General features: G+C 43.5%; 30 protein-coding genes. 14 read left to right on the forward strand and 16 right to left on the reverse strand.

What is annotated here, in order from left to right:
• Positions 1–9: 9 nt before the first annotated feature.
• From FTU44_RS00075 to FTU44_RS00105, 7 genes are all read right to left on the reverse strand, one after another.
• Complete coding sequence (locus tag FTU44_RS00075; RefSeq protein ID WP_005097074.1) at positions 10–861, reverse strand: MoxR family ATPase; 852 nt, start codon at positions 859–861, stop codon at positions 10–12.
• Positions 862–882: 21 nt separating this feature from the next.
• Complete coding sequence (locus FTU44_RS00080; RefSeq protein WP_180049033.1) at positions 883–1,266, reverse strand: hypothetical protein; 384 nt, start codon at positions 1,264–1,266, stop codon at positions 883–885.
• Positions 1,267–1,287: 21 nt separating this feature from the next.
• Entirely contained in the window at positions 1,288–1,593 is a 306-nt protein-coding gene (locus FTU44_RS00085; protein WP_005097076.1) for a YcgL domain-containing protein, read from the reverse strand.
• Between the two features lie 130 nt (positions 1,594–1,723).
• Positions 1,724–2,866 (reverse strand): HRDC domain-containing protein, encoded by a 1,143-nt coding sequence (locus FTU44_RS00090; RefSeq protein WP_074383191.1) that lies wholly within the window; start codon positions 2,864–2,866, stop codon positions 1,724–1,726.
• Positions 2,867–3,044: 178 nt separating this feature from the next.
• Positions 3,045–3,641 carry a recombination mediator RecR gene (recR, locus tag FTU44_RS00095; RefSeq protein WP_004278698.1) on the reverse strand — a complete coding sequence of 199 codons (597 nt, stop codon included), beginning with the start codon at positions 3,639–3,641 and terminating at the stop codon, positions 3,045–3,047.
• 13 nt (positions 3,642–3,654) lie between these two features.
• On the reverse strand, positions 3,655–3,984 hold the full coding sequence (locus tag FTU44_RS00100; RefSeq protein ID WP_004731251.1) for a YbaB/EbfC family nucleoid-associated protein: 330 nt from the start codon (positions 3,982–3,984) through the stop codon (positions 3,655–3,657).
• 28 nt (positions 3,985–4,012) lie between these two features.
• Complete coding sequence (locus FTU44_RS00105) at positions 4,013–5,200, reverse strand: O-succinylhomoserine sulfhydrylase (RefSeq protein ID WP_074383193.1); 1,188 nt, start codon at positions 5,198–5,200, stop codon at positions 4,013–4,015.
• Positions 5,201–5,342: 142 nt separating this feature from the next.
• On the opposite strand from FTU44_RS00105, the gene FTU44_RS00110 reads away from it, so the two are divergent.
• The 10 genes from FTU44_RS00110 to FTU44_RS00155 all read left to right on the forward strand — a co-directional run bounded on the left by FTU44_RS00110 (position 5,343) and on the right by FTU44_RS00155 (position 13,372).
• Positions 5,343–6,440, forward strand: coding sequence for an alpha/beta fold hydrolase (locus tag FTU44_RS00110; RefSeq protein ID WP_180001731.1), 1,098 nt, complete (start codon positions 5,343–5,345; stop codon positions 6,438–6,440).
• 62 nt (positions 6,441–6,502) lie between these two features.
• Positions 6,503–7,375, forward strand: a complete 873-nt coding sequence (locus FTU44_RS00115) for an NAD(P)-dependent oxidoreductase (RefSeq protein ID WP_005097081.1) — start codon at positions 6,503–6,505, stop codon at positions 7,373–7,375.
• Positions 7,376–7,461: 86 nt separating this feature from the next.
• Entirely contained in the window at positions 7,462–7,731 is a 270-nt protein-coding gene (locus tag FTU44_RS00120; RefSeq protein WP_005170626.1) for a YARHG domain-containing protein, read from the forward strand.
• Between the two features lie 31 nt (positions 7,732–7,762).
• On the forward strand, positions 7,763–8,176 hold the full coding sequence (locus tag FTU44_RS00125) for an HIT family protein (RefSeq protein WP_005170623.1): 414 nt from the start codon (positions 7,763–7,765) through the stop codon (positions 8,174–8,176).
• 304 nt (positions 8,177–8,480) lie between these two features.
• Complete coding sequence (locus FTU44_RS00130; protein ID WP_180049035.1) at positions 8,481–9,587, forward strand: porin; 1,107 nt, start codon at positions 8,481–8,483, stop codon at positions 9,585–9,587.
• A 435-nt stretch (positions 9,588–10,022) separates the two neighbouring features.
• On the forward strand, positions 10,023–10,214 hold the full coding sequence (gene cydP / locus FTU44_RS00135) for a cytochrome oxidase putative small subunit CydP (protein ID WP_004645265.1): 192 nt from the start codon (positions 10,023–10,025) through the stop codon (positions 10,212–10,214).
• Positions 10,214–11,797 (forward strand): cytochrome ubiquinol oxidase subunit I, encoded by a 1,584-nt coding sequence (locus FTU44_RS00140; RefSeq protein WP_074383198.1) that lies wholly within the window; start codon positions 10,214–10,216, stop codon positions 11,795–11,797. Before cydP ends, FTU44_RS00140 begins: the two co-directional genes overlap by 1 nt.
• Positions 11,794–12,939, forward strand: a complete 1,146-nt coding sequence (gene cydB / locus FTU44_RS00145) for a cytochrome d ubiquinol oxidase subunit II (protein WP_074383199.1) — start codon at positions 11,794–11,796, stop codon at positions 12,937–12,939. Before FTU44_RS00140 ends, cydB begins: the two co-directional genes overlap by 4 nt.
• A 25-nt stretch (positions 12,940–12,964) precedes the next feature.
• A complete protein-coding gene (cydX, locus tag FTU44_RS00150) occupies positions 12,965–13,066 on the forward strand; it encodes a cytochrome bd-I oxidase subunit CydX (protein ID WP_004278713.1) in 102 nt (33 codons plus the stop codon).
• Positions 13,067–13,069: 3 nt separating this feature from the next.
• Positions 13,070–13,372 carry a cyd operon YbgE family protein gene (locus tag FTU44_RS00155; protein WP_005170606.1) on the forward strand — a complete coding sequence of 101 codons (303 nt, stop codon included), beginning with the start codon at positions 13,070–13,072 and terminating at the stop codon, positions 13,370–13,372.
• A gap of 198 nt (positions 13,373–13,570) precedes the next feature.
• On the opposite strand, the gene rodA is transcribed toward FTU44_RS00155, so the two are convergent.
• The 6 genes from rodA to FTU44_RS00185 form a co-directional block, all read right to left on the reverse strand.
• A complete protein-coding gene (gene rodA / locus FTU44_RS00160; RefSeq protein WP_005170604.1) occupies positions 13,571–14,710 on the reverse strand; it encodes a rod shape-determining protein RodA in 1,140 nt (379 codons plus the stop codon).
• A 111-nt stretch (positions 14,711–14,821) separates the two neighbouring features.
• Complete coding sequence (ispD, locus tag FTU44_RS00165) at positions 14,822–15,535, reverse strand: 2-C-methyl-D-erythritol 4-phosphate cytidylyltransferase (RefSeq protein ID WP_005097091.1); 714 nt, start codon at positions 15,533–15,535, stop codon at positions 14,822–14,824.
• On the reverse strand, positions 15,504–15,896 hold the full coding sequence (locus FTU44_RS00170) for a septum formation initiator family protein (RefSeq protein WP_005097092.1): 393 nt from the start codon (positions 15,894–15,896) through the stop codon (positions 15,504–15,506). The genes ispD and FTU44_RS00170 overlap by 32 nt, the downstream gene beginning before the upstream one ends.
• A gap of 7 nt (positions 15,897–15,903) precedes the next feature.
• Entirely contained in the window at positions 15,904–17,193 is a 1,290-nt protein-coding gene (gene eno, locus FTU44_RS00175) for a phosphopyruvate hydratase (RefSeq protein WP_005097093.1), read from the reverse strand.
• A 59-nt stretch (positions 17,194–17,252) separates the two neighbouring features.
• Complete coding sequence (gene kdsA / locus FTU44_RS00180; protein WP_005106657.1) at positions 17,253–18,110, reverse strand: 3-deoxy-8-phosphooctulonate synthase; 858 nt, start codon at positions 18,108–18,110, stop codon at positions 17,253–17,255.
• A gap of 31 nt (positions 18,111–18,141) precedes the next feature.
• Positions 18,142–19,782 carry a CTP synthase gene (locus tag FTU44_RS00185; protein WP_005097095.1) on the reverse strand — a complete coding sequence of 547 codons (1,641 nt, stop codon included), beginning with the start codon at positions 19,780–19,782 and terminating at the stop codon, positions 18,142–18,144.
• A 226-nt stretch (positions 19,783–20,008) separates the two neighbouring features.
• On the opposite strand from FTU44_RS00185, the gene FTU44_RS00190 reads away from it, so the two are divergent.
• Positions 20,009–20,443, forward strand: a complete 435-nt coding sequence (locus FTU44_RS00190; RefSeq protein ID WP_005097096.1) for a hypothetical protein — start codon at positions 20,009–20,011, stop codon at positions 20,441–20,443.
• 56 nt (positions 20,444–20,499) lie between these two features.
• Here FTU44_RS00190 and FTU44_RS00195 read toward each other — a convergent pair whose 3' ends face one another.
• The 3 genes from FTU44_RS00195 to FTU44_RS00205 all read right to left on the reverse strand — a co-directional run bounded on the left by FTU44_RS00195 (position 20,500) and on the right by FTU44_RS00205 (position 24,263).
• A complete protein-coding gene (locus FTU44_RS00195) occupies positions 20,500–21,612 on the reverse strand; it encodes a YheT family hydrolase (protein WP_005097097.1) in 1,113 nt (370 codons plus the stop codon).
• Positions 21,613–21,681: 69 nt separating this feature from the next.
• Entirely contained in the window at positions 21,682–22,092 is a 411-nt protein-coding gene (locus FTU44_RS00200; protein WP_005097098.1) for a nuclear transport factor 2 family protein, read from the reverse strand.
• 146 nt (positions 22,093–22,238) lie between these two features.
• Positions 22,239–24,263, reverse strand: coding sequence for an NADPH-dependent 2,4-dienoyl-CoA reductase (locus FTU44_RS00205; RefSeq protein WP_005097099.1), 2,025 nt, complete (start codon positions 24,261–24,263; stop codon positions 22,239–22,241).
• A gap of 164 nt (positions 24,264–24,427) precedes the next feature.
• On the opposite strand from FTU44_RS00205, the gene FTU44_RS00210 reads away from it, so the two are divergent.
• From FTU44_RS00210 to FTU44_RS00220, 3 genes are read left to right on the forward strand one after another with little or no spacing between them, the layout of a single operon-like run.
• Positions 24,428–24,964 (forward strand): PadR family transcriptional regulator, encoded by a 537-nt coding sequence (locus FTU44_RS00210; protein ID WP_100329579.1) that lies wholly within the window; start codon positions 24,428–24,430, stop codon positions 24,962–24,964.
• A 30-nt stretch (positions 24,965–24,994) separates the two neighbouring features.
• Entirely contained in the window at positions 24,995–25,927 is a 933-nt protein-coding gene (locus tag FTU44_RS00215) for an alpha/beta fold hydrolase (RefSeq protein WP_180049037.1), read from the forward strand.
• Between the two features lie 18 nt (positions 25,928–25,945).
• A complete protein-coding gene (locus FTU44_RS00220; RefSeq protein WP_180049039.1) occupies positions 25,946–26,644 on the forward strand; it encodes an NAD-dependent deacylase in 699 nt (232 codons plus the stop codon).
• Positions 26,645–26,675 lie beyond the last annotated feature (31 nt).

The following is a 26,675-nucleotide window of genomic DNA, read 5'->3' on the forward strand; positions in this document are numbered from 1 at the left end:
GTTTCTCCCTTAACGACGTGACATAAAGGCTAGACGTTCAAGCAACTGTACATCTTGCTCATTTTTGATCAAGGCGCCGTACAAGGGTGGAATCGCTTTGGATTTATCGGTATTGCGCAAAATATCTTCCGGCATGTCGTCAGCCATAAGCAGGCTGAGCCAGTCAATCAGCTCAGACGTTGATGGGGGTTTCTTTAAGCCCGGAATCTGGCGCAATTTAAAGAAAACCTGCAAGGCTTCATTGACCAATGTGGCAGAGATATTCTCGAAATGTACATCGATGATTTCGCGCATGGTCGCTTCATCCGGAAATTCGATATAGTGGAAGAAACAACGGCGCAGGAATGCATCGGGCAATTCTTTTTCATTATTTGAGGTAATGATGACGATTGGACGCTGGGTTGCGGTAATGGTTTCCCCGGTCTCGTACACATAGAACGACATTTTATCGAGTTCATGTAGCAAGTCATTCGGAAACTCGATGTCTGCCTTATCAATTTCATCAATCAGCAAGACACAACGTTCTTCGCTGGTAAATGCTTCCCACAGTTTACCCGGCTTGATGTAGTTCTTGATGTCATAGACACGGTCATCACCAAGCTGACTATCACGCAGGCGCGACACCGCATCGTATTCATACAGGCCTTGCTGTGCTTTGGTGGTGGACTTGATATGCCAGGTGATCAGTTTTAGGCCCAGGCTTTCTGCTACCTGCTCAGCCAATAAAGTTTTCCCTGTACCAGGCTCACCTTTGACCAATAACGGCTTTTGTAAACTACGGGCAGCTTTAACCGCCAACTTTAAACTGTCAGTCGCAATGTACTGAGCTGTACCTGAAAATTGTTGATGATCAGCAGACATGATTTAACCTTATTTTTTTACTTACAACGGTGAACTTTTCTTGTGAACACGAAGATTGCCCTTGTTCGACACATAGGTCGACCAGCAATAGCCAATCACAGATCCAATCCCAATGACAAATAAAATAAGTGACGCATTAATCCAAATCAGAGCTTGCTGTTTGGTCAACACACCAAACAGCAAGCCAAAGATTGCAGGTGCGATAGAGGCATTCGGCCCCTCGGATACCGTCGGTGTCAATAGAATGGCAAAGCCTAAAATCCACAAAAAACCACCCAGTGGCTTAGGCAGGCGCCTGGTTACGCCATACCAGCACCATAAAGCAATCAGGCTGCCCAGCAGATAAACCGCAACAGCAATGCTCTGTTCAGGAATTGAGTCTAAGACAGCAACATAACCATTCATTTCACAACTCCTGAATTAACATTAAGCGCCACGCAATCCTTCTGGAGCGACTGCATTCGGATCAATCAAGCCTTCTGGCGGCATTTGCAAAAAGAAACCACGTGTAGCAATAGAATCCATCACATGCAATACATTGGCACGTGCCAGTTTACGCGATTCGCTCAGTTCAAGATGCATGACAAAAGTCGCACGTCCAAATGCGGCTTGTACGGGCTCAGACAATACGCTGAGTGGCTCGAATGTTTCAGCTTCGCTTTCATCCGCAGGACGCGCCACATACAGATACATTTCACTTTTTTTGCTGGATTTGTAGATAGACACTTGCATGTTTCAAACGACTTTTCTGGAAAAACATCCGCAAGGATACATCAAAAAAAAGACAGAAACATTAGCCACGTCTCATGCATCAGTCGTGATTTTGTATAATTGCTCTATCTTTAACCAATCCTGCAAGCGATCACTCGCTGACTTTCATCTGGGTCGATAAATAAGATTCATCTTGATGCAGCACCTGAATCAGTGGCTGGGTTAACAGTTCATAGCGCCAGCCCAGCAGATAATCCGGCAGATCCTGCTCATCCTTCTGAAAGACCACATGCTGATACAAGGCATTCAGCCATTTTTTACGCATCAGCACTTCTTTTGGAATTGAAGTTTCATCGACTACATTTTGAATGATGTTATCGATCTTTTCGCCGATATCTTTGGAGGAATGACGGATTGGACGCGCCAGACGTAACGGCCAGCTTTCCGGTTCCGGCAAGAATTTCAATAAATCTAAAATAGTTTTACCATGTTCACGAACCACATTTGAACGGATATCTTTGACTTGACTCAACTGGAAGTTATTGCGCGGGAACTTCTCGACCAGATCAATCATACTGACATTCTTTAAGATAAAACTACGTGGCTGATTCAGTGCTTTGGCAATCTGATCGCGCCAGACCATCAATTGCTGTAATTGCATCAGCTGACGGCGTGAATGGCGATAATTCCCCACATCCTGATATAACAAGGCCGTTGGTGTATCTTCACCAATTTCCTGAGTCAAGAAACGACAGTCTTGCAAGGCAAAATCCAGTAGGTATTTCGTATCCAGCTCTTGTTTGATTTTGTCAGACAGCTTGACCAGATAATGCACATCATTGGCCGCATAAAGTAATTGTTCTGAACTTAAAGGACGTGCCAGCCAGTTAGAACGGGTCTGGTCTTTTTCGATATCGACTTCCAGCATCTGTTTGAGCGCATTCTGATAGCTGACTTGCAGACCATGCCCCAGAAAAGACATACCGACCTGGGTATCAAACACATTGGTCAGTGATTTCTTTTGGGTATAGTGATAAAGCAGATCTATATCTTCGCTACAAGCATGAAAAATATTCTGCTGGGCGTTAAAAACTTTATTGAAGAACTCAGTCAGATCCAGGGTGGTTCCATCCAGCAAATAGACCTTGTTGTCTACATTGATCTGAAACACACCCAGTTTCGGCCACAAAGTATCGACCTTGATAAATTCGGTATCCAGCCCGTAAACAGAACTCTGATCCATCAGGTTCAGCACAGGGTATAAATCGTTTTGATGTTGAATAAATTGAAACATAAAGACTGAGTCTAAAATTAGATTCTCGATAGATCCATATTAACTGATCTATAGAATTTTTGTATAAAAAATAACGCTAATTCTGCTCTATCTAGCAAAAATACCCCTTATTTATTAGGCTCTGGATTTTAAATAATATCTTTTTTATATTAAAACTAACAAGATTTTTAAGTCTATCTTACTTCATGCGCATCCGGTTATGTACGGCCTGACTCAAGGTATGACTATCGACATATTCCAGTTCACCACCCTGTGGTACACCTTGGGCAATTCGAGTCATCTGGATCGGCAAATGCTTGCTGGCTTCCACCAGATAATGTGCCGTGGCCTGACCTTCTACCGTCGCATTAGTAGCGAGAATGACTTCCTTCACCTGACCATTGGCCAAACGGTGCAACAAATACGGAATGCCAATTTCTTCAGGACCAATCCCATCGAGCGGTGACAAATGCCCGCCCAGTACATGGTATTTCCCTCTAAAGCTGCCACTTTGCTCAATCGCCATAACATCTGCAGGTGATTCCACCACACAGAGCAATTCATCATCACGATCTAGCGACGTACAGATATTGCACACTTCATCTTCAGTCAATGAATGACAGACTGAGCATTCATGAATGTAGTTGGTCGCCTCAGTCAACGCATGCGCCAGACCAATTGCACCTTCACGATTTTTCATGATCATATGCAATGCCATACGTTGAGCCGATTTCGGCCCAACGCTTGGCAAAATGCGTAATGCTTGAACCAGTTGATCAAAACGATCACTAAACATTGCGCATTCTTCCTTAGAACATACCTGCCAGACCCGGTGGTAAACCCATACCCGAGTTTGCTGCTTTCATTCTTTCATCAGAGACCAATTCTGCCTGACGCGCAGCATCATTCATTGCAGCAGCAATCAGATCTTCGATCATGTCTGGATCATCCTGAAGTAATTCAGGGTTGATTTCGATACGCTTCACCACATTGCGGCAAGTCATGGTGACTTTGACCAAACCACCGCCCGCTTCGGCATGCACTTCAGTTTGTGCCAGCTCTTCTTTGGCTTTTTTTACATTGTTTTCAACTTCTTTTTGCATGCGCTGAGCTTGCTGCATCAACATATTAATGTTCATAAATATCTCCGAACATAAATTTATAAAATTAGATAAGATCTAAACCACGAGTAATATCACGAATAATATCACCAATCTCTTCTAAACCAACAGAAACACGAATTAAACCTTCGCGAATACCTGCTGCTTCTTTGGCTTCAGGCGATAATTTACCGTGTGTGGTGGTTGCCGGATGGGTAATGGTTGATTTCGCATCCCCCAGGTTACCGGTGATCGAGATAAACCGGGTATTGTCAATGACTGTCCAAGCGGCTTCACGACCGCCTTTCACCTCAAAAGACACAATGCCACCAAAACCCGTCTGCTGTTTCACTGCCAGCGCATGACCGATATGCGCAGGCAGACCGGCATAATAAACCTTCTCTACCTTTGGATGCTGATCCAGAAATTCAGCCAGTTGCTGCGCACTTGCTGAATGCTCACGCATACGTAAACGTAACGTTTCCAAGCCTTTCAGGAATACCCATGCATTAAACGGACTCATTGAAGGACCTGTGGTACGCACATAACCAAAGATTTCTTCCAGCAGTTTATGGTTTCCAACCACAGCTCCACCTAAGGCACGGCCCTGACCATCCAGATATTTAGTCGCAGAATACACCACCAGGTCTGCACCAAATTTGAGGGGTTGTTGTAACACTGGTGTACAGAAGCTATTGTCGATTGCCAGTAAAGCATCATTGGCATGGGCAATATCAGCCAATGCCTGAATGTCAGCCACTTCTGCAAGCGGGTTTGATGGAGATTCAACAAACAGTAATTTGGTTTCAGGCTGGATGGCATTTTTCCATGCATCAAGATCGGTCAAATCTACAAAATCGACACTAACCCCAAATTTTGCGACATATTTTTCAAATAGCGAAACAGTCGAACCAAAGACTGCACGTGAGCAGATGACGTGATCACCTGCTTTCAAAAAAGCCATGGTCACTGCCATAATGGCAGCCATACCTGAACTGGTAGCAACGGCGCGCTCTGCACCTTCGAGTGCCGCCAGACGTTTTTCAAACATGGCAACGGTTGGGTTGGTAAAGCGAGAATAGATATTGCCCGGTTCCTGACCTGAAAATTTCGCAGCAGCTTCGGCGGCATTTTCATAAACAAATGACGATGTTAGAAAAATGGGTTCAGCATGCTCACCCTCAAAGCTACGGGTATGACCTGTACGGATGGCTAAAGTTTCTAATTGATATGAAATATCGTCTTGCTGGCTCATCGCTCTACCTCAGCCCTAAGGCTGCCTTTTGTAAAAAATTGCCAACATTTTGAGCGCCTATGCTATTTCAGGTCAAGGCATAATAAGCAATTATTGCTTAGACTTCGATCAATCCTTCCCCGGATACGGATATTTTATTTACATGATTCAGTTAAAACAAAACTTTCAGCGCCAGCAAAAAAAATTGAAACATTTCAGTGCCCGGATGTTTAATGCCTCCTCTCTGATTCTGTCGCAAAAAACGCCTTTTGAATATATTGCCAGCACCGAGTTTTGCAAGATTCGCTATTACGCCTCACCCGAGAAGAAATACAAGGAGCCATTGGTATTTGTCGCCCCTCTCGCCATCAATATGGATATCTATGATCTGTATCCCTATCGTTCGCTGGTCAAGCATTTTCAGCATAGCGGTTTTGATGTCTATCTGGTGGAATGGAAACGTTTTAACTTTAGACATCGTCATTTAAACTTTTTGTCTTTTATTGATGCAGCCATTCCTCAATCTATTGAAACCATCTGCAAGCATTCGGACAGTCAGTTCATTTCCCTACACGGCTGGAGTATGGCTGGGGTATTTGTCACGCTTTATACCGCCTTGCATTCGCCTGAACATGTCAAAAATTTGATGGTCGTTGGCAGCCCAATCGACAGTTATGCATCAGGACGGGTCGGCAAACTGTTTTCGACCACCAATAAACTGATTTCTAAAAATAAAAATCTGCAACAGGCCATTCATCAGGGTCATATTCCAAAGCAATATATTCATACGCCCGGCATTGTAAATGCCTTGGGCTTTAAGTTACTGGATCCGATCGGCTGGCTGAAAAGCCAGAAGCAGTTTTTGCTGAATCTGGATCATGTCGAAAATGTCTATGAACATGCCACCATGGGAAATTTTCTGAATAAGATGATTGATTATCCGGGCGGGATTAATCAGGACATGGTCTTACATCTGTGGCTGCAAAATCCTTTAAAACAAGGTTCAATCACCTTAAATGGTCGTACTGTTGACCTTAAGAATATCAGCTGCTCGCTGTTGGTCGGTGCCGGCCAAACCGATCAGATTGTCACAGAACAGTCAGCTAAGCCTTTGATAGAATTGACAAGTAGCCAGGATAAGACGTTTACTCTGATTCCGGGTGGTCATCTGGGCCTGATGTCCAACCAGAAAACAGCCAATACGTTCTGGCCCAAAATGACGACCTGGCTGGCGCAGCGCTCTACACGTCTTGATGCTTAGCGCATCTGCGTCAGCATCGCCAAAAAACATTAAAATTTATTTACATATTCAGAGGATACAGCATGATTCAGTCAGTAGCATTTATCGGCTTAGGTGCCATGGGTTATCGTATGGCAGCACATTTACCCAAGCAGTTTGATACCGTCTATGTCTGGAACCGCAATTTTGACAAAGCAGAGCAACATGCTGCTGAATATGGCACCCAAGCCGTTACGCTAGAACAGGCCGTTCAGGCAGATATTATCTTTTCATGTTTGCCGACCAGTGCCGATGTAGCACAACTTCTGGAAAATTTGTCGCTTAAATCCGGCTCAGTCTGGGTCGACTGTACCAGTGGTGTACCGGATTCCGCGCAAACACTGGCAGCACAACTGGCTGAACGTGGTGCTATCTTTCTGGATGCACCGGTCAGCGGTCAAACCATTGGTGCTGAAAATGGCACCTTGACAGTGATGGTAGGCGGCGATGTCCAAGGTTTTGAAAAAGCCCTTCCTGCGATGCAGGCTTTTGGCACACTGATTAAGCATGTTGGTGAATCTGGCGCAGGTTTTGCAGTGAAAGCCGTGAATAATATGTTAATGGCTGTAAACCTGTGTGCGGTCGCAGAAGGCTTTACTACGCTGAAAGCACATGGAGTCAACCTGAATGAAGCACTGGATTGTATTAATGCTTCAAGTGGTAAAAGCATGGTGACCGAAACCGTATTACCACAGCGTATTTTAAATCGCAGTTTTCCTGTAACCTTTGCCCTGCCACTCTTGGCCAAAGATACCGGCATCGCAATCGATCTGGCGCGTGAGGCTAAACTGTCTGCGCCTGTGCTATCATTAACCCAGAATCTAATTCAGGCGGCCAGTGATCTATCGGATAAAAACAGTGATTTTTCCAGTGCCGTGAAAATGTATGAATCATGGAGTAATATTACCATCGAGTAATATCTCGCCATTGAATAATGATAACAAAACCTCATATTGTGACTAGTAGGCAGGCACATATAGTGGATAACCCAGAGGAAACTCGCATGAAGAAATTTTCTGTTGCAGCATTAATTGGCTTAGCAACTTTGTTCGGGGCTTCAACATCGGTTCTTGCATCTGAACAGGAATGCAAAAAATTGAAAAATGATCATGACGTGATTTATGCGTCTAAAGGATTCTGTTTTAAAGATCCAGAAGCAAAAGCGAAGTTCGGCAATGACAATTGCTATACAACCAAGCCAAAATTCTCGGAAAAAGAGCAACAGCGTCTTGACGTGATCAAAGATCGTCAGAAAGAATTGAACTGTAAATAATTCAATTCAATAACGCTCAAGGAATGTACTTATGACTTATGATGATCAGAATATTTTTGCACGAATTCTACGCGGTGAACTTCCTGCGATTAAAGTGTATGAAGATGACCAGGTTCTTGCATTTATGGACATCATGCCGCAAGCAGATGGTCATACTCTGGTCGTTCCGAAAGCACCAGCCATCACTTTACTGGATCTAGATCCTGAAGCTGCGGCCTATACGATTCAAATTGTACAGAAGGTTGCGAAAGCAATTGAAAAAGGTTTGGGCGTTGACGGCATTGTCCTGATGCAATTATCAGGTGCTGCTGCTGGCCAGACTGTACCGCATATTCATTTTCATCTAGTGCCGACTTCTCTGCACAACTTGGGTAAACATGCTGCCCAGATGGGTGATCAGGAAAAAATTAAAGCGCTGGCTGAAAAAATCAAAGCTGCACTTTAAGTTTAACTGAATAAAAAAAATGGAGCTTCGGCTCCATTTTTTTATTCTACTTAAAGCATAAAACTTTAGAAAAAAAAGCGAATCATTAAGATAATAGCAACCAAATTATCTTTAAATACAAAAAATTGAATGTGTAATATTACAAAACTTACAAAATACAACATTTAACAGATTTGAAATATTTCCTTAATCTTACTGTCTTATTTGTAATCGATACTTGGCACCAATAGAGCGGTACATGTTTTAACACATGACTGAAACTTGTTTTAAGACGATGAATAAAAAGTCTTTATTGGAGCAACACATGAAAAAAACGTTATCTGCATTAGCAATTGGGGCAACAATTTTAACACCAGTCATGGCAGCTGCTGCTGACGTTAAAATTTATGGTCGTGCACACGTTTCTTTAGATTATCTGGATGATGGCCAGGATTATAACGAAGTAGGTCTTTCTTCAAACTCTTCACGCCTAGGCTTTAAAGCTGAACAAAAATTAGAAAATGGCATGACTGTTTTTGGTCAAATTGAACAAGAAATTAACTTTGCTAGTGGATCTGCTAATAATAGTGGTGTTGACTTCGCAACTCGCGATACCTTTGTCGGTTTAAAAGGTGACTTTGGTCAAGCACGTGTAGGTCGCTTTGACAGCCCGTTTAAAGTCGCGCGTGGTCCAGTGAATTTCTTTGGTGACCAAGTTGGCGACCTTCGTAACGTCACACGTGTGAGTGAACAGCGCTTTGATGAACGTAATGCCAACACCATTGAATATAAATCTCCAAAATTTGGCGGTGGTTTCAATGTATTAGGTGCAATGTCACTTCATGAAGCAAATAGCCCAGATGCATCTAAAGATGGCGCAAAAGACAAAGATAAAGCATATGATCTTGCTTTAACTTATAAAGAAGGTGCTATTGATTTTGCTACAGCTTACGAACACTATGAAGAAGAAGCTTCAAAAAATGAACGTGATGGCTTCCGTATCGCAGCAGCCTACAAAATTACACCAGAATTTAATTTAGGTGCTTTATACCAATACACTACATTTAATGAACAAGGTACTGCAGCAGACTTGGCGGCAGCCGAAGGTAGCGATTTAGATAAATTGATTTCAAAACAAGATACACATGTTTTTGGTGTAGCAGCTGATTATAAATTTGCACCAAAAACCTATCTACGTGGTCAAGTGTTCCATCGTGATGTAGATGCAGATGATGCGAATGCAACATTATTGGCACTGGGTGTAGAACATCGTTTAGACAAAACAGTACGTGTATATGCAAACCTGGCAACTGTCCTAAATGATGAAAATTCAAATGTTACACCATGGGCACAAGCACGTACAAATAACGTAGGTGGTACACGCGGTGAAGATGCAACTGGTCTATCTCTAGGCATGCGTTACGACTTCTAAGTCTAGCCACCCTCACCAAGCTTAAAAAGAACATGTTTCCAGCATGTTCTTTTTTTGGCGTGTTTTTTATCAATATAAAATGATGAGAAAGATTGTGACACTGATATTCAACCCTTATAAAACCAACCAAAATAGTTTGATTAATTTTATTCTTTATTTTAAAACCAAGCATTTTAATCAGATTAAAAAGCATTAATCCAACTAAAACAATCTACATTCAAATATATAAATATAAGCATTTTAGTCGGATTTAAAAAAACAATAAAATTACATAAAATAATAAAAAATATTTAGAATAAATTTTAACTAATAAAAATATATACCTTTTATTATCATACATTTAAAAATATATATTTATTTAAATTGTATCGTCTATTTATTTTTTAGTTACAATAGATTAATAATATACAACAAGTCACAGACAGGCTTAGTCGAATGAGCTTAGTTCCCAAAAATCTAAACCAGAGAGTGGTTAGAGAAATAACCGCTATTTTAATTATCAAGGTTATTTTACTGATGATCATTAAAAATATCTGGTTTGATGCGCCTACGATTCCTAAAAATTTTGATAACCAAGTCGCCGAGCGTATCGCCGGCAATCCTTCCCAAATCCAGGAGACACGTTGATGATTTCTGAAAGCGTGGTCGATCTCTCGCGGTTCCAGTTCGCCATGACCGCGATGTATCACTTTATTTTTGTTCCACTGACTTTAGGCCTGGCTTTTCTGCTTGCCATTATGGAAACCACCTATGTGATTTCCGGCAAAGAAATCTATAAAGACATGACCAAGTTCTGGGGAAAACTGTTTGGTATTAACTTTGCCTTAGGGGTAACCACAGGCCTGACCATGGAGTTCCAGTTCGGAACCAACTGGGCTTATTACTCGCATTATGTCGGTGATATTTTTGGTGCACCGCTGGCGATTGAAGGTTTGATGGCCTTCTTCCTTGAATCGACCTTTATTGGCTTGTTCTTCTTTGGCTGGGATCGCCTGTCCAAAGTGCAACATCTGGCAGTTACCTGGCTGGTAGCTTTAGGTTCGAACATGTCTGCGCTGTGGATTCTGATCGCCAATGGCTGGATGCAAAACCCGGTTGGTTCTGTATTCAACTACGAAACCATGCGTATGGAAATGGTGGACTTTGCCGCACTGATCTTTAACCCGGTTGCTCAGGTAAAATTCGTACATACAGTGTCTGCAGGTTATGTCACAGGTGCTATTTTTGTACTGGCCATTTCAAGTTATTACATGCTGAAAAAACGTGACTTGCCGTTTGCACGCCGTTCTTTTGCCATTGCAGCCATCTTCGGGCTTGCGTCTACACTTTCAGTGATTTTACTGGGTGATGAATCAGGTTATGAGCTGGGCGATGTCCAAAAAACCAAACTTGCGGCGATTGAAGCAGAATGGGATACGCATCCTGCACCAGCAGCATTCACCTTATTTGGGATTCCAAATGCAGAAACCCAAACCACTGACTATGCGATCAAGATTCCTTATGTGATGGGTCTGATTGCAACCCGCTCCACCACTGAACAAGTGACTGGAATTAAAGATCTGATTGCTCAGCACGAACAGCGGATCCGTAACGGTATGGTGGCGTATGAACAGTTAGAGCTGCTCCGTGCAGGAGATAAATCACCTGAGCTTAAAGCAGCTTTTGATGAATCACAAAAAGACCTCGGTTATGGCTTGCTGCTGAAAAAATACACACCAAATGTTGTTGATGCCTCTGATGAGCAAATCAAAGCAGCGGCTAAAGACACTATTCCACACGTACCAAGTCTGTTCTGGGCCTTCCGTGCCATGGTCGGTTCTGGCTTCTTGATGCTGCTTCTCTTTGTTCTGGCTACCTTTGCGGTTGCGAAACGCAATGCTGAAAACAAACCTTGGTTATTAAAATTTGCCTTATTTGCACTGCCTTTACCTTGGGTGGCTGCACAAACTGGCTGGTATGTAGCAGAAGTCGGTCGTCAGCCTTGGACGATTGGTGAAGTCTTACCAACTCATCTTTCAGCCTCCAGCTTAAGTACTGGCGATGTATGGGGTTCAATCCTGGCATTGGCAGCCTTCTACACGGTGTTATTGATTATCGAGATGTATCTGATGATCAAATTCTCACGCCTTGGTCCAAGTTCCCTGCATACCGGTAAATACCACTTTGAAAAGCTTGCAGCAGAAAAGGCAAATGGGGAGACTCAAGCATGATCGAATATGAATTACTCAAAATAATTTGGTGGGTGCTGGTCGGCGTATTGCTGATTGGCTTCGCCCTCACCGATGGCTTCGATATGGGCTCTATGGCGATCATGCCATTTGTGGGCAAAAATGATAACGAGCGCCGTGCTGCAATCAATACCATTGCCCCGCATTGGGATGGTAACCAGGTCTGGTTCATTACTGCCGGGGGGGCTTTATTTGCTGCCTGGCCAATGGTTTATGCAACAGCCTTCTCTGGCATGTACTGGGCATTATTACTGGTACTGTTTGCCTTATTCTTACGTCCGGTCGGCTTCGATTACCGCTCTAAACTGGAAAATACCAAATGGCGTACTTCCTGGGACTGGGGCTTGGCGATTGGTGGTGCAGTTCCGGCATTAGTCTTTGGTGTAGCGTTTGGTAATATGTTCCTCGGTGTGCCTTTTACCCTGGATGAAACCGTACGTTCTACCTACACAGGAAGTTTCTTTGCCCTGCTGAATCCATTTGCGATTGTGTGTGGTCTGGTCAGTTTATCGATGTTATGCGCACATGGTGGTGCATGGCTGATGCTGCGTACTGATGGCGACCTGCGTCAACGTTCTGCCAAAGCGACACAAATCATGGGTCTGGTCTACTTGGCGACTTTCCTTGCTGCGGGTGCATGGTTGTATTTTGGAAACATCCAGGGTTATAGCCTGGTGATGCCTTTTGACACCAATGGTGTTGCCAACCCATTAGCAAAAGAAGTACTGACCAATGCCAATCCGGGCTGGATGAACAACTATTCAACTTATCCAATTACAATGGCAGCTCCAATTGCCGGCATTCTAGGGGGATTAATCATTGTACTGGCTGCAGGTAAAAACAAGGCTGGCTTGAGCTTCCTGGGTTCTTCTCTGGCAGTCGTCGGTGCAATCTTGACTGCCGGTTTTGCCCTGTTCCCGTTCCTGATGCCATCCAGCTTAAATCCGACTGTCAGTCTGACGATGTGGGATGCGGTATCCAGTAAAAACACCTTAACTGTCATGACAGTTGCAGCTTGTATTTTTGTTCCATTGATCCTGATCTATACCACTTGGTGTTATTACAAGATGTGGGGCGTGATTACCAACAAACATATTGAAGACAATTCACACAGCCTGTATTAAGGCTGTGCACTAAGGAGACAAAATTATGTGGTATTTTGCCTGGATTCTGGGTGTACTGATGGCGTGTTTTGCCAGTGTGATTGCTGCAATTTATATGGAACAACACCAAGACCTGGATGAGGAATAAAATATGACCGAAGCTGCGCTTGAGAAAACCGTTGTAGACAAGAAACCAAACAAATTTGCGATGATGATTTCCTGCCTGCTGGCTTTTCCTCTCGCCGCAGTGTTATTGGTTCATCCCTCTGCAATGCTGGATGCCAACGGTGAATATAGCCATAGTGCCATGATGTATATCATGATTGGTATTTCTGGAGGCTTTGTACATGGTGTCGGTTTCGTACCTCGCCACTGGTTCTGGAAATGGCTATTTAGTCCATTTTTGGCTTGGCCTTTGATGATCTGGGGCTATTACACCTGGTTTTTCAGTTAAGTTTTAAGACTAAAGAGGCCCTCGATTGAGGGCTTCTTTATATCGTTTATCCATTTCTGCTTTTTGTTGTATGGTTATATCACTCTGCATTTGGAAGCAATTTCCACATTGAGCATGAATATAATGAAGATACTTTTCTTTACCCGCATGTCTTAACAATATTTGTAAAACCGGAACACATCCGACTTTTAGAATAATTTATCGATGGGTATGAATCGACATCACAATTCCCATACCTGCGAGCATTGAGATCACCGCCGTTCCGCCATAACTCATGAGCGGCAATGGGTCTCCAGTCACCGGTAAGATACCACTCACCATGCCCGAGTTTAAAAATACAAAGAAGAAAAAGGTCAGTCCAATAGCTCCGGCATATAAACGTCCAAAATTATGAAAACTGTTTAAGCCAATCATCAAACAACGAATAATAATCGCAGTAAATAAACTGAACAGCAGAAACACACCAATAAAACCGAATTCTTCGGCATAGGTCGACATAATAAAGTCGGTATGATGCTCGGGCAGATAACCCAAATGCGATTGGGTCCCCTCAGTATAGCCTTTGCCTGTGGAACCACCTGAACCAATCGCGATTTTGGACTGAATGATATTCCAGCCTGCACCCAATGCATCCGACTCCGGATCAAACATCGTGGTGATACGTTTCTTTTGATACTCTTGTAGTACGAACATCCATAAAACCGGTGCTGCTACAGCCAGTGCTGCGGCCGCACCAACAATCAGACGCCACGACATCCCACTTAAAAACAAGACAAAAACACCCGGAATCACCAAACCAATATTCAAGTCAGGTTGGAGTGCAACCAAAACAAATGGTATAGCCAGTAAAATTAATGCACCGACAATATGTACAAATTTGGGAGGAAATGGCTTACGTGCAAAATACCAGGCCATCATCAAAGGCATGGCAAATTTCATCACCTCACTCGGTTGCATACTCCCAATACCAGGCAAAGTAATCCAACGCGTTGCACCCAGGCGTTTTTCACCAATCACAAACACCAAGAGCAGCATGAATATGCCAAAGGCATACAGGTAGGGACTGATCGCCTGATAGACTTTCGGTGGAATCTGCGCACAGATAAACAGCAGCACAAAACCAATCCCGAAACTGATTGCCTGACGAACAACCATCCCGGAGTCTTCAGAGGTCGCGCTATACACCACCATCAAACCCAGGATTGCATTGAGAACCAGAAAGCACAACAACCAGGGATCAAGGTGCAACTTGGTCCACCGGGAGGAATCTTGCGGGTTAATACTACGTCCATCACGCAAAGAATGACGTAAAAACCGATACTGCTGTGAAGGTATCATTGGCCAAAAGGTGAAAAAGAATGATGGCAAAATTATAAGTGAAAGCTATAGGGAATAGATCGCTATAGCCAGATTTATTCTGCTTTTATTCAAATTTTATCGAATATATTTTTAAGCCTGAGCTTGTAAAATCAGCTTGGCCAGTTCCAGATCATCTGGATAGGTAATTTTAATATTATCGGAACGTCCTTGCACCACACTCACCTGCTCACCGATATGTTCCAGTGCGCTGGCTTCATCGGTAATGTTAGCACCATCCTGCAAAGCCTGTTCAATCGCCCGTTTTAATGTGCCCAGCTTGGCCATTTGCGGCGTTTGTGCCTGCCAGAGCATGGAGCGATCCACCGTTTCCTCAATATCAGAACCGGTGACTACACGCTTAAGTGTATCTCGTACCGGAATCGCCAGAATCGCAGCCCGATCCTGTGCAATTGCCGTATTGACCAACTGTTGAAGACAATCCAGACTGACACAAGGGCGTGCCGCATCATGCACCATGATCCAGTCATCTTCAGAGGCCATTGCAGATAAATAATTTAATGCATTCAGCACCGAATTCACTCGCTCTGCGCCGCCCAAACAAAAATGTGCTTTTTCCAGATCGGAAAATGGCAGAGTTTTTGCGACATTGTCCTGTGTACCAATCGCCAATACATAACCAGTCAAAGGCAATTGATTCAGACGTGCAACGGTATGTTCAAGAACAGTTCGTTGTTGAAGCGTCTGATATTGCTTGAGTTCTGTTTTAGAAAAACGGCTACCTGAACCTGCAGCAGGAAGAATGACCCATAATTTACGGGGTATTTGTTGGCTCAGGTGACTCATTGGTTCGCAGATCTACTTTAGAATTTGGATTAAGATAGATGGGTTTATATTGAGTACTGATCGTGCTCATTTGAATAAAAGTTTCACGTGGCTTAATCAGGCCAAGATCTAAACGCGCATGTTCTTCGATGGCTTCAATACCATTCTTTAAATCGTAGACTTCTGCCGCCAGAACGCGATTACGTTCTTTCAGCTCATCATTCAATTCCATTTGCTGCTGGATTTTCTGGGTCAGCTGCTGATGATCATGATAACCACCTTCACCAAACCAGTATAAATATTGAAACCCTGCGATCAAAATGATCGCAAGGCCCAACAGTACTTTACTCGCAGTCGAGTCGAATACATTTAACATTGACATAAGTCGCTTAGTTCAAACCTTTAAACTCAGCTTTACCGCGATATGCAGCATTAGTCAATTCTTCAATACGAAGTAACTGATTATATTTCGCTACACGGTCAGAACGGCAAAGTGAACCGGTTTTGATTTGACCTGCTGCTGTACCTACTGCAAGATCCGCAATGGTTGAATCTTCAGTTTCACCTGAACGGTGTGAAATCACAGTAGAGTAACCATTTTCTTTGGCAAGATAGATCGCATCTAAAGTTTCAGTCAAGGTACCGATCTGGTTATATTTGATCAGGATCGAGTTACCTACTTTTTCGTTGATACCACGTTGCAGGATTTTAGGATTCGTTACGAACAGGTCATCACCTACCAACTGGATCTTGTCGCCAAGAATCGAAGTCAGGTAAGACCAGCCTTCCCAATCCGACTCATCCAAACCATCTTCAATTGAAATAATTGGGTATTGGTTTACAAGGCCAGCCAAATAGTCAGAGAACTGGTTGCTGGTGAACGCTTTGTTGCCTTCGCCCGCAAGAATGTACTGACCATTTTTGTAGAATTCTGAAGATGCACAATCCAGCGCCAGCATAATGTCAGAACCTGCTTTGTAGCCAGTTTGACCAATTGCTTCAAGAATAACCGTGATTGCTTCTTCGTTAGAACGAAGGTTTGGTGCGAAACCACCTTCATCACCCACAGCAGTGTTTAAACCTTTTTTGTTTAAAACTGATTTTAAAGAATGGAAGATTTCAGCGCCAGCGCGTAAAGCTTCAGAGAATGAAGTGAAGCCCACTGGCTCAATCATGAATTCTTGAATATCAACGTTATTGTCTGCATGTGAACCACCATTGATGATGTTCATCATTGGTACAGGCATGGTCAAAATCGAGTTGTTGCGAAGGTCTGCAATATATTGAAAAAGAGGAATTTTCTTTTCATCAGCAGCAGCGCGTGCAGCAGCCAAAGATACAGCTAAAGTTGCGTTTGCACCCAGTTTTTCTTTGTTTTCAGTACCGTCTAAAGCAATCATCGTGTTATCGATGTCTTTTTGTTCGAATACAGATTTACCAAGCAAAGCATCACGGATTAAGGTGTTTACATTATTTACCGCAGTTTTAACACCTTTACCTAAGTAACGTGCTTTATCGCCATCACGAAGTTCTAAAGCTTCACGAGAACCAGTTGAAGCACCAGATGGTGCACATGCACGGCCAACTACGCCAGATGCTAAGATTACGTCTGCTTCGATGGTAGGGTTACCACGAGAGTCCAAAATTTCACGTGCACGAATGTCAACGATTTGGCTCATGAACTATTCCTCAGTTGATTAATATGAGCTGCCTTTAGGGCAGCGCAAGAGTGATAAACTCAGTGTGTATCTAACTTTTCGAAACCTTTGACCAAGGTATCCAATTCTTTTAGCTGTGCCAAGAAAGGCTCAAGTTGAGACATGCGCAATGCACATGGGCCATCACACTTGGCTTTCTCTGGATCAGGATGTGCTTCCAGGAACAAACCTGCAAGACCGGTTGCCATACCTGCACGCGCCAATGTGGTAATCTGGGCGCGGCGTCCGCCAGCAGAATCGGCACGGCCACCTGGAGTTTGCAAGGCATGCGTCACATCAAAGAACACAGGCACATTCATTTCTTTCATGATATCGAAGCCCAGCATGTCTACAACCAGATTGTTATAGCCAAATGCTGAACCACGCTCACAAATGATCAGTTTGTCATTTCCTGCTTCCAGACACTTATGCAAAATATGACGCATTTCGTGTGGTGCAAGGAATTGTGCTTTTTTGATGTTGATGATGGCATCGGTTTTTGCCATGGCTTCCACCAGATCCGTCTGACGACTCAAGAAAGCCGGCAACTGGATAATGTCCGCCACTTCTGCAACAGGCGCCGCCTGGTACGGCTCGTGTACATCAGTGATGATTGGCACATTAAAGTGTTTTTTAATGTCAGCTAACCACTCGAGACCTTTGTCGAGGCCTGGGCCACGGAACGAATTCAAGCTTGAACGGTTGGCTTTATCAAAGCTGGCCTTGAACACATAGGGAATACCCAAACGTGTACAAATATCGACATAAGTCTCAGCGATCTCAAAAGCCAAGTCTTTAGATTCAAGTACATTCATTCCGCCGAATAATACAAATGGCAAATGATTTGCCATTTGTATATCGCCCAAACGTACAATTTCTTGTGGTTTTAATTGCGACATTTAAACTTCCTAGTTGTGTCCTACACACCGATTATTGAGTTTTTTGGTACTGCTTTTTCGCAGCATCAATGAAACCGGCAAATAATGGATGACCTTCACGTGGTGAGCTGGTAAATTCCGGGTGGAATTGTACCGCAATAAACCAAGGATGTTGAGGAATTTCAACTGTTTCTACCAGATGCTGTACCGGTGAATAACCAGAAATCTTCATGCCTTTTTCTTCAAGCAATGGGATATAACGGTTGTTCATTTCGTAACGGTGACGGTGACGCTCAATGATTTCTTCAGAACCATAGATTTCAGCTGTTTTTGTGCCTGCAACCAGTTCAGATTTTTGAGCACCTAGACGCATGGTGCCACCCAAATCAGAGTCAGCAGAACGTTGCTGAACTTCACCGCGCTCATCTAACCATTCAGTGATCAAGCCAATCAATGGAGATTTGGTCGAACGGTTAAATTCAGTCGACGTTGCATCACTAATACCCACAACATTACGTGCATATTCGATTACAGCCAACTGCATACCTAAGCAAATACCAAGGAAAGGTACACCGTTTTCACGTGCGAATTGAATCGCCTGCATTTTGCCTTCAGTACCACGTTCACCAAAACCACCTGGAACCAGAATCGCATCGGCATCTTTCAATACTTCGTTCACGTCCTGGCTTTCAAGTTCTTCTGCATTGACATAATCAATTTGAACTTTAACGCGGTTTTTCACCCCGGCATGTAAAAGTGCTTCGTTCACAGATTTATACGCATCTGGAAGTTCTACATATTTACCGACCATCGCTACACGAACGGTGTATTCTGGGTTCAATAATGCTTCTACCACGTTATCCCAATCGGTTAAATCCGCTTCAGGAAGGTCGTTATAACCAAAACGTTCGCAGATTAAATCATCAACATTCTGTTCGTAGAAAGTACGTGGAATCTGATAGATCGAACGTGCATCTTTACATACCACAACGGCACGTGCTTCAACGTTGGTAAATAATGCAATTTTACGGATAGTATCTGCATCTACATCGTACTCGGTACGGCAGATGAGAATGTCTGGCTGAATACCAATCGACAGAAGTTCTTTAACAGAGTGCTGTGTTGGTTTGGTTTTTAATTCTGCTGCAGACTTAATGTATGGGAGTAACGTTAAGTGCATTAACATGGTACGTTTATGACCAAGTTCAACCATTAGCTGACGTACAGATTCCATGAATGGGAGAGATTCAATGTCACCTACTGTACCGCCGATCTCTACAATCGCAACATCATAGCCTTCGCCTGCACGCAGGACACGCTCTTTGATATTGTCAGTAATGTGTGGAATAACTTGCACAGTACCACCCAGATAGTCACCACGGCGTTCTTTGTTCAGAACATCTTGGTAAACACGACCTGATGTGAAGTTATTCAGTTTGGTCATTTTCGCACGACGCAAGAAACGTTCGTAGTAACCCAAATCTAAGTCTGTTTCAGCACCGTCTTCTGTAACAAAAACTTCACCATGTTGGAATGGGCTCATCGTCCCTGGATCGACATTAATGTATGGATCCATTTTTACCATGGTCACTTTTAAACCACGAGCTTCTAAAAGTGCAGCAACAGAAGCAGCTGAAATACCTTTACCTAGTGATGAAACTACACCACCAGTAACGAAAATAAAATGGGTCATTGGGTTTCTCGTACAATCGAGCCTAAATCGGCCTGCAATGTTGCGCAATTTTACTTTACCTTGTACCTAGAAAGCAAAGTCAATCCGCATCAATTCAAAGAACAATAAACAATTGACTATTCTAACAGCAATTCCAATAAAAAATTACTGTAAGTTCATATGATTTCTATCTTGTAATTTGCTGCTATAATAGTGTAATCCCCTCCACACTTTTCTGTTTGATGCAATGATGATGAAGAAATTTTTACTCTGTACCGTAATCCTGACTGGCCTGAGCTTGACTGCGTGTGTAAAAAAAGAAGCACCTAAAGAAGAAGAACAAGTTGAGGTTAATCCAGCACCTGAAGTTGTAACGCCTGAACCAGCACAATTTGAACCGCTTGAGCCGGTAGAAGAAGCGGTAATTGAAGAAGTTCCAGAGACAACTGTGGAAATTCAACGTGAACAGACAGCTAACACGACGACTGAAATTCGTCGTGAAGTGAAGAAGCCTGAACCTGTTGAAGCTACACCAGCTCCAACAAGAACGCCGTCAGAAAACAATCCAGCTCCAGAGCCTTCAAAACCTGCAGCAACGCCTAAATCAAACTCTGATTCAAACAAATCTGAAGAAGACGCTGTGGCTGATGCCATTGCAGCAGCGATGCCAGCGCTTGATTAATCAAGAGAATTCATCAAAAAAACCCAGCTTTTGCTGGGTTTTTTTATTACTCTTTTTTAAGCAGATGTCGGTGCAGAATTACGAGACAAGTGCATCAAATAGTCTGCCATTAATCGCGTAGCCCACGATTCTGTTTGCATCAGACCTTGATAAAATCCGCAATGACTGCCTTTTTTGGTGGTAATCACCATGATATTCGACATTGCCCGAATTTTTTCTTTATAAGGTTCCAGATTCTGGATATGACACACCGGATCATCTTCCGCATTTAAAATCATTAATGGAACTTTAATGTTTTCAAATACATAAATTGGATTCGTGGCCTTACTATAACTCTCATAGTCTGAAAAACCGGCCAGTTGATAATAACGCTGTTCAAACTCCGATAAGTCTTTTACCTCCAGCAATTGCTTCCAGGAAGGATAAATTTGCCAGGTTTCCTGATAAGGATGAATAAAGCGTTTGATTAATTTTTTGGCCATGACTTTGCTATAAAACGGATGTACATGGGCAAATCCAGTTTCGGTGTTATAGCCTGGACATAAGGCAAAAGCCGCTTTTAACGGTGTTTGTGATCCCTCTTCTCCGAGATAACGCACCAGCAAGCCTGTACCCGCAGAAGATCCGACCCCATACAGCTCAGACTGAGGAAATCTATCCTGTATATACAGCAGCTGTTCACGTAGATCTTGGGTCGAGCCGAACAGGTTCATTTTAGCTACAGGCATGGGCAGGTCTGCATGCCCACGGCGCAAACACAAGGCCACTCGCCAACCGGTATGTTTATGCAGATCCTGTACCAGTTCACGCATCGACTCTGGAGAGCCGGTGATGGTATGTAATAAGACAATGGTCGGTGTATTTGCTGGCAAATCCAGCCCATACCAGGCAATACCGGTAATCCCGCCATCCGACATTTTTAGCTGTTCAAGTACATCATATTTAAGTTTAATCGTATGTTTTTTAATAAGATCCAAATATAGAATATGTGCGTGTGCATTGGCTAACCACGGCGTAGGACGATATTTTTGTTGCAGCTGCGGTAAGCGTTCAATGAGTCCTGAAAAAACACCATTTGGATGGTAATACAGGGTCGGTTCATCTGCGCCACTGAAGCGATCCAGATATTCACTGGACAGCTGACCCAATTTTTTAAGCAACATTTTCATCTGTCATCCTCTCTAGTTCGACTAGCTGTGATTTACAAACTTCATGCCGACTTGAATCAATAATTCGAATTAAGTTTTAACTTGGAATGACTGCATCCGTTGGCCCATTTGTACCGCTAAGGCTTCAAGTCCAGACTTAGGCCGGATCATCACTTCAAAATCAATGATCTGACCTTCTTCATTAAACTGAATCATGTCAACTCCCTTGAGTTTTTTATCGCTTACCTGAGCAGAAAACTCAAGTACGACATTGTTACCATCTTCACTTATAAATTCACGGTGATAAGTGAAGTTTTCAAAGACTTGGATCACATTGCTCAGAATAAAAAAGACCACCTGTTTGCCAGGATAAGGATGAAAAGCCACAGGTGAGCGAAATACAACATCCTCAGCAAGTAACTCATTCAAGATCGACATATCGCGGGTTGCTAACATCTCGTGCCAACGATCAATGGATTTTTTTGTAGTTTCGATGCTCATTTGAGGTTCCTTTTTTGTTTTGATATTTTAAATACAGAGCGCTCCCCCTTTATTAAAGGTGAGAAGTACTGCTTCACAAGGGAGATTCTTTCTTATAAATCCTCTCCTTTAATAAAGGAGAGGAAAAAAAGTAGGTTTTAATATTTTTAGATCACCGCTGCCAATTCAGCCCCCTGACGAATGGCACGTTTAGCATCTAACTCACCCGCTTCTTTGGCTCCACCAATCAGGTGTACACTTTTACCAGCAGATTTTAACTCATCAAACATGGCGGTATAAGATTCCTGACCAGCACAAATAATGACATTATCCACTTCCAACACCATTTGCTTATCATTGACGGTGATATGCAAGCCCTGATCATCAATCCTGTCATAGCTGGCACCCGCAATCATTTTCACGTCACGATGTTTAAGCCCTGTGCGGTGAATCCAGCCCGTGGTTTTACCCAGACTAGAACCCACAGAAGCAGCTTTTCGTTGCAATAAGTAAATTTCACGGGATGATTTTTCCAGAACTGGAGTTTTTAAACCACCGACCTGATCATATTTGGTATCGATGCCCCATTCATCATAGAATTTTTCTGGATTGATACTGCCACTTTCCCCTTCATGGCTCAGAAGTTCCGCGGTATCAAAACCAATACCCCCCGCACCAATAATCGCCACACGCTGTCCCACAGCTTTACGCTCTTTTAACACCTCGAGATAAGATAAGACTTTTGGATGATCAATCCCCGGAATATCCAGTTGACGCGGGGTTACCCCTGTTGCCACGACAATCTCATCAAATGCTGACGCTTCAAGTTCTGCAAAACTGGCAGTATGATTTAACTTTAACTTGATGCGTGGCTGCAACTCGATTTGACGTTTAAAGTAGCGCAAGGTTTCATAAAATTCTTCCTTGCCCGGAATGGTTTTGGCAATATTAAATTGTCCCCCAATCTGTGCAGCCGCATCAAATACCGTGACCTGATGACCACGATTCGCTGCATAGACTGCAAAACTTAAACCGGCAGGACCTGCCCCAATCACGGCAATATTTTTCGCTTCGCCAACGTCTTTGAAGATGAGTTCGGTTTCATAACAGGCCCGTGGATTGACCAGACAGGTGGCAATTTTCATCGAGAAAATATGATCCAGACAGGCCTGATTACAACCGATACACGTATTGATCTCATCGCTACGACCCTGTTCAGCTTTAAGCACAAACTCAGAGTCAGCCAGCATTGGACGCGCCATGGAAATCATATCGGCATCACCAGAAGCCAGTACATACTCAGCCATCTCAGGTGTATTGATGCGGTTAGAAGTAATGAGAGGAACTTTTACCAGACCTTTGAGCTTGCGGGTAACCCAGGTAAAGGCTGCACGAGGAACCTTGGTGGCAATTGTCGGAATACGTGCTTCATGCCAGCCGATGCCGGTATTGATAATCGTGGCACCGGCTTTTTCAATGGCTTTAGCCAGTTGTACCACTTCATCTAAAGTTGAGCCACCTTCCACCAGATCCAGCATAGACAGACGATAGATAATAATAAAGTTTTCACCGACCATTTCACGGGTACGGCGCACGATCTCGATCGGGAAACGAATGCGGTTTTCATAGCTGCCGCCCCATTCATCATCACGATGATTGGTTCGCGCTGCAATAAACTCGTTAATCAAATAACCTTCCGACCCCATAATTTCTACGCCATCATAACCGGCATACTGTGCCAGCTTGGCACAATTGGCGAAGTCATCAATAGTTTGCTGAACCTCAGCTGAACTCAAGGCATGCGGCTTGACCGGGTTAATGGGTGCCTGAATCGGAGAGGGTGCAACATTTTCTGCCTGATAGGAATAACGGCCCGTGTGCAAAATTTGCAGGGCAATTTTCCCGCCTGCATCATGCACCGCTTGGGTAATCACTTTATGCTTTTCAGCTTCTTCGACACTGTCAAGCTTGGAGCCGCCCTGAAACGTCACCCCATGATCATTGGGTGAAATACCACCCGTCACGATTAAGGCTACGCCACCTTTGGCACGCTCTGCATAAAAAGCTGCCATCCGCTCATATCCGCCGGGTGCTTCTTCAAGCCCCACGTGCATTGACCCCATCAGCACCCGGTTTTTGAGTGTGGTAAACCCTAAATCAAGCGGGGCAAGTAAATTCGGATATTTAGACATTTCAACTCCTTAGCGTGCTGATGTGCTGGCTATTTTTATTCAGCTGATCAGATATTGCATTTATCGATCAGAATTATGCAACTTGTTGCACTAATATATAAATCAGAATTGATTTTTATGCAACATGTTGCATAATAATCCCGAGTCATTTTTTTGAGACGTTTATGTCTTTATCGCATGTGCTACTGACCAGCCTGATTGAAAAACCCAGTACCGGAATAGAACTGGCGCGGCGCTTTGACCGCTCAATGGGATTCTTCTGGAATGCGACCCACCAGCAAATCTATCGAGAGCTAAATGCCATGTCAAAACAGGGCTGGATTTCAACACTCGAAGAAGAAGATGCACATTCACGTAAAAAAACCTATCAGGTTGAACTGCCCGGTCGTGAAGAATTGGCTCACTGGATGATACAGCAAAGTCCACCGGCACAGTTGCGCGAAGAATTGATGGTACGCTTACGTGCCGAAGCGCAGCTTGGTGGCAACAACACATTAGCGGAACTGGAACGGCATTTAGTCCTGCACAAAGAAAAACTCAACACCTATCAGCAAATTTTTGCCAAAGACTTTGCCCAAGCTGATGAAAATGATCGCACCCTGTATATTCATAAAATGATTTTACAACTCGGCATTGATCAAGAACTTGGCTGGATTCACTGGCTGGAAACCGTTATTCCGCGACTCAAACAGTTTAAATAAACGATCGGGATAAAAATAAGGAGAATATTCATGCCCTTTTATCGCATGCCAGACGGCGAACAGCTGTTTGTACGTGAATACGGTCAGGGTCAACCGGTTTTAGTGTTGTCTGGTCTGGGCATGTTGAGCTGGCAATGGGCGGCCTTTTTATATCCGCATAAAAACAGGTTTCGTTTTATTATTCCAGAATGGCGTGGTTTCGGTGCATCCAAAGACTGTAAAATTCCAGCAAATCTGGATGCGATTAACTGTCATTGGCAGGATGTGCGCTCAGTGGTAGATCAGCTCAAGTTCGATCGAGTCATAGTCATTGCCTACTCTATGGGGGCAACCACACTTATGCATGGTCTGCACTCTGATCATTTTTCTAAACGGATCACGGCTTATTTGCATATTGATCAGACACCCAAAATACCGGTAGATGATACTTGGGCTTTTGGTCTGTTTGGATCAAAACATGACGAATTTAGGGAGATTTTGCAGCAACTGTCTGTTCTCCTCGCTGCACATCCGCAAATTCAATTTATTCGCGATCTAGATCAAACGGTACGCCAACAGATTGGCGCATTGTGGCTGCGCTTTATCCAGCTGCAAAACAGTCATCCCTATAGTCTTAAAGTATTTGAGTTTTTACTGCATCAACCTCGCTTTCAAATTTTATTACTGCCATCCAGCCGTATGGACTATATGGCGTGGTATATCAACAATTATCTGTATCATCGAGAAGATTACCGTGAAGCATTAACCAAACTTCAATGTCCGGTGACTTTCTTTAGCGGCGCGCAATCCCGGCTCTATCCTTTTGAAGGACAGCGCCTGATTGCAGAAAGCCTGCCTCAAGCCAAACAGGTGATTTTTAAAAAATCCGGTCATACGCCCTTGCTGACTGAACCGCTAAAATTTTCCAGAGAACTCGGTGTCTTCTTGAAAGAGAATTCACAATCGAGTACTTCGGCAGTTTAAATATTCAGGAGAAAAATAATGAAAAAACTGGTGGTCTTTTCAGGTGCGGGTATGAGCGCAGAAAGTGGCATCAATACCTTCCGTGACAGCGATGGTCTTTGGGAACAGTATCGGATTGAAGATGTCGCCACTCCGCAGGCCTGGGCCAGAGATCCGCAACTGGTACAGCGCTTTTACAATGCACGCCGAAAAAATATTCTGGAGGCAGAGCCAAATACTGCACATCTCCAGATTGCGCAACTGCAACAAGATTATGATGTGCATGTCATTACCCAGAATATCGATGATCTGCATGAACGTGCCGGCAGCAGCAAAGTGATTCATCTTCATGGCAATATCCGACTGGCTAAAACCTCAGGTCCAGATGCACAAAGTACGACCCAATTCTATCCGGTTGAAGAAACTGAATTAGATTTAAACAAGCACTTTTGCACAGCAGGTTATCCACTGCGTCCACACGTGGTCTGGTTTGGCGAAGCCGTTCCTGCCTACGCAGAAGCCCAAAGTTGTGTACAAGATGCCGATATTTTTGTGGTGATTGGCACCAGTCTGCAAGTTTATCCAGTGGCGGGATTGATTCATGACATTCCGGCATCTTGCCAGGCCTATTATATTGACCCCAAAGCAGACCAACAACAATTGCCGGTACAATTTCACAAGATCACCCAAACGGCCACTCACGGTATGCAACAGTTGATCCAGCTCCTAGAAAAATAATTTCATCACAAGACATATGCTGTGTCATGTT

This window comes from Acinetobacter sp. YH12105 (assembly GCF_013419095.1).
Lineage (GTDB): Bacteria > Pseudomonadota > Gammaproteobacteria > Pseudomonadales > Moraxellaceae > Acinetobacter > Acinetobacter pseudolwoffii.

Excerpts from the sequence above, each read along its gene's own strand:
- FTU44_RS00210 (WP_100329579.1), top strand. The coding sequence starts at position 24,428 with ATGTCTTTATCGCATGTGCTACTGACCAGCCTGATTGAAAAACCCAGT.
- FTU44_RS00125 (WP_005170623.1), top strand. The coding sequence starts at position 7,763 with ATGACTTATGATGATCAGAATATTTTTGCACGAATTCTACGCGGTGAA.
- FTU44_RS00075 (WP_005097074.1), bottom strand. The coding sequence starts at position 861 with ATGTCTGCTGATCATCAACAATTTTCAGGTACAGCTCAGTACATTGCG.
- FTU44_RS00170 (WP_005097092.1), bottom strand. The coding sequence starts at position 15,896 with ATGTCAATGTTAAATGTATTCGACTCGACTGCGAGTAAAGTACTGTTG.
- FTU44_RS00195 (WP_005097097.1), bottom strand. The coding sequence starts at position 21,612 with ATGAAAATGTTGCTTAAAAAATTGGGTCAGCTGTCCAGTGAATATCTG.
- FTU44_RS00220 (WP_180049039.1), top strand. The coding sequence starts at position 25,946 with ATGAAAAAACTGGTGGTCTTTTCAGGTGCGGGTATGAGCGCAGAAAGT.
- rodA (WP_005170604.1), bottom strand. The coding sequence starts at position 14,710 with ATGATACCTTCACAGCAGTATCGGTTTTTACGTCATTCTTTGCGTGAT.
- FTU44_RS00120 (WP_005170626.1), top strand. The coding sequence starts at position 7,462 with ATGAAGAAATTTTCTGTTGCAGCATTAATTGGCTTAGCAACTTTGTTC.
- FTU44_RS00085 (WP_005097076.1), bottom strand. The coding sequence starts at position 1,593 with ATGCAAGTGTCTATCTACAAATCCAGCAAAAAAAGTGAAATGTATCTG.
- FTU44_RS00110 (WP_180001731.1), top strand. The coding sequence starts at position 5,343 with ATGATTCAGTTAAAACAAAACTTTCAGCGCCAGCAAAAAAAATTGAAA.
- FTU44_RS00205 (WP_005097099.1), bottom strand. The coding sequence starts at position 24,263 with ATGTCTAAATATCCGAATTTACTTGCCCCGCTTGATTTAGGGTTTACC.
- cydP (WP_004645265.1), top strand. The coding sequence starts at position 10,023 with ATGAGCTTAGTTCCCAAAAATCTAAACCAGAGAGTGGTTAGAGAAATA.
- FTU44_RS00140 (WP_074383198.1), top strand. The coding sequence starts at position 10,214 with ATGATTTCTGAAAGCGTGGTCGATCTCTCGCGGTTCCAGTTCGCCATG.
- FTU44_RS00080 (WP_180049033.1), bottom strand. The coding sequence starts at position 1,266 with ATGAATGGTTATGTTGCTGTCTTAGACTCAATTCCTGAACAGAGCATT.
- FTU44_RS00155 (WP_005170606.1), top strand. The coding sequence starts at position 13,070 with ATGACCGAAGCTGCGCTTGAGAAAACCGTTGTAGACAAGAAACCAAAC.
- ispD (WP_005097091.1), bottom strand. The coding sequence starts at position 15,535 with ATGAGTCACCTGAGCCAACAAATACCCCGTAAATTATGGGTCATTCTT.
- FTU44_RS00130 (WP_180049035.1), top strand. The coding sequence starts at position 8,481 with ATGAAAAAAACGTTATCTGCATTAGCAATTGGGGCAACAATTTTAACA.
- FTU44_RS00105 (WP_074383193.1), bottom strand. The coding sequence starts at position 5,200 with ATGAGCCAGCAAGACGATATTTCATATCAATTAGAAACTTTAGCCATC.
- FTU44_RS00115 (WP_005097081.1), top strand. The coding sequence starts at position 6,503 with ATGATTCAGTCAGTAGCATTTATCGGCTTAGGTGCCATGGGTTATCGT.
- FTU44_RS00185 (WP_005097095.1), bottom strand. The coding sequence starts at position 19,782 with ATGACCCATTTTATTTTCGTTACTGGTGGTGTAGTTTCATCACTAGGT.
- FTU44_RS00100 (WP_004731251.1), bottom strand. The coding sequence starts at position 3,984 with ATGAACATTAATATGTTGATGCAGCAAGCTCAGCGCATGCAAAAAGAA.
- FTU44_RS00190 (WP_005097096.1), top strand. The coding sequence starts at position 20,009 with ATGATGATGAAGAAATTTTTACTCTGTACCGTAATCCTGACTGGCCTG.
- eno (WP_005097093.1), bottom strand. The coding sequence starts at position 17,193 with ATGAGCCAAATCGTTGACATTCGTGCACGTGAAATTTTGGACTCTCGT.
- cydX (WP_004278713.1), top strand. The coding sequence starts at position 12,965 with ATGTGGTATTTTGCCTGGATTCTGGGTGTACTGATGGCGTGTTTTGCC.
- kdsA (WP_005106657.1), bottom strand. The coding sequence starts at position 18,110 with ATGTCGCAATTAAAACCACAAGAAATTGTACGTTTGGGCGATATACAA.
- recR (WP_004278698.1), bottom strand. The coding sequence starts at position 3,641 with ATGTTTAGTGATCGTTTTGATCAACTGGTTCAAGCATTACGCATTTTG.
- FTU44_RS00215 (WP_180049037.1), top strand. The coding sequence starts at position 24,995 with ATGCCCTTTTATCGCATGCCAGACGGCGAACAGCTGTTTGTACGTGAA.
- cydB (WP_074383199.1), top strand. The coding sequence starts at position 11,794 with ATGATCGAATATGAATTACTCAAAATAATTTGGTGGGTGCTGGTCGGC.
- FTU44_RS00200 (WP_005097098.1), bottom strand. The coding sequence starts at position 22,092 with ATGAGCATCGAAACTACAAAAAAATCCATTGATCGTTGGCACGAGATG.
- FTU44_RS00090 (WP_074383191.1), bottom strand. The coding sequence starts at position 2,866 with ATGTTTCAATTTATTCAACATCAAAACGATTTATACCCTGTGCTGAAC.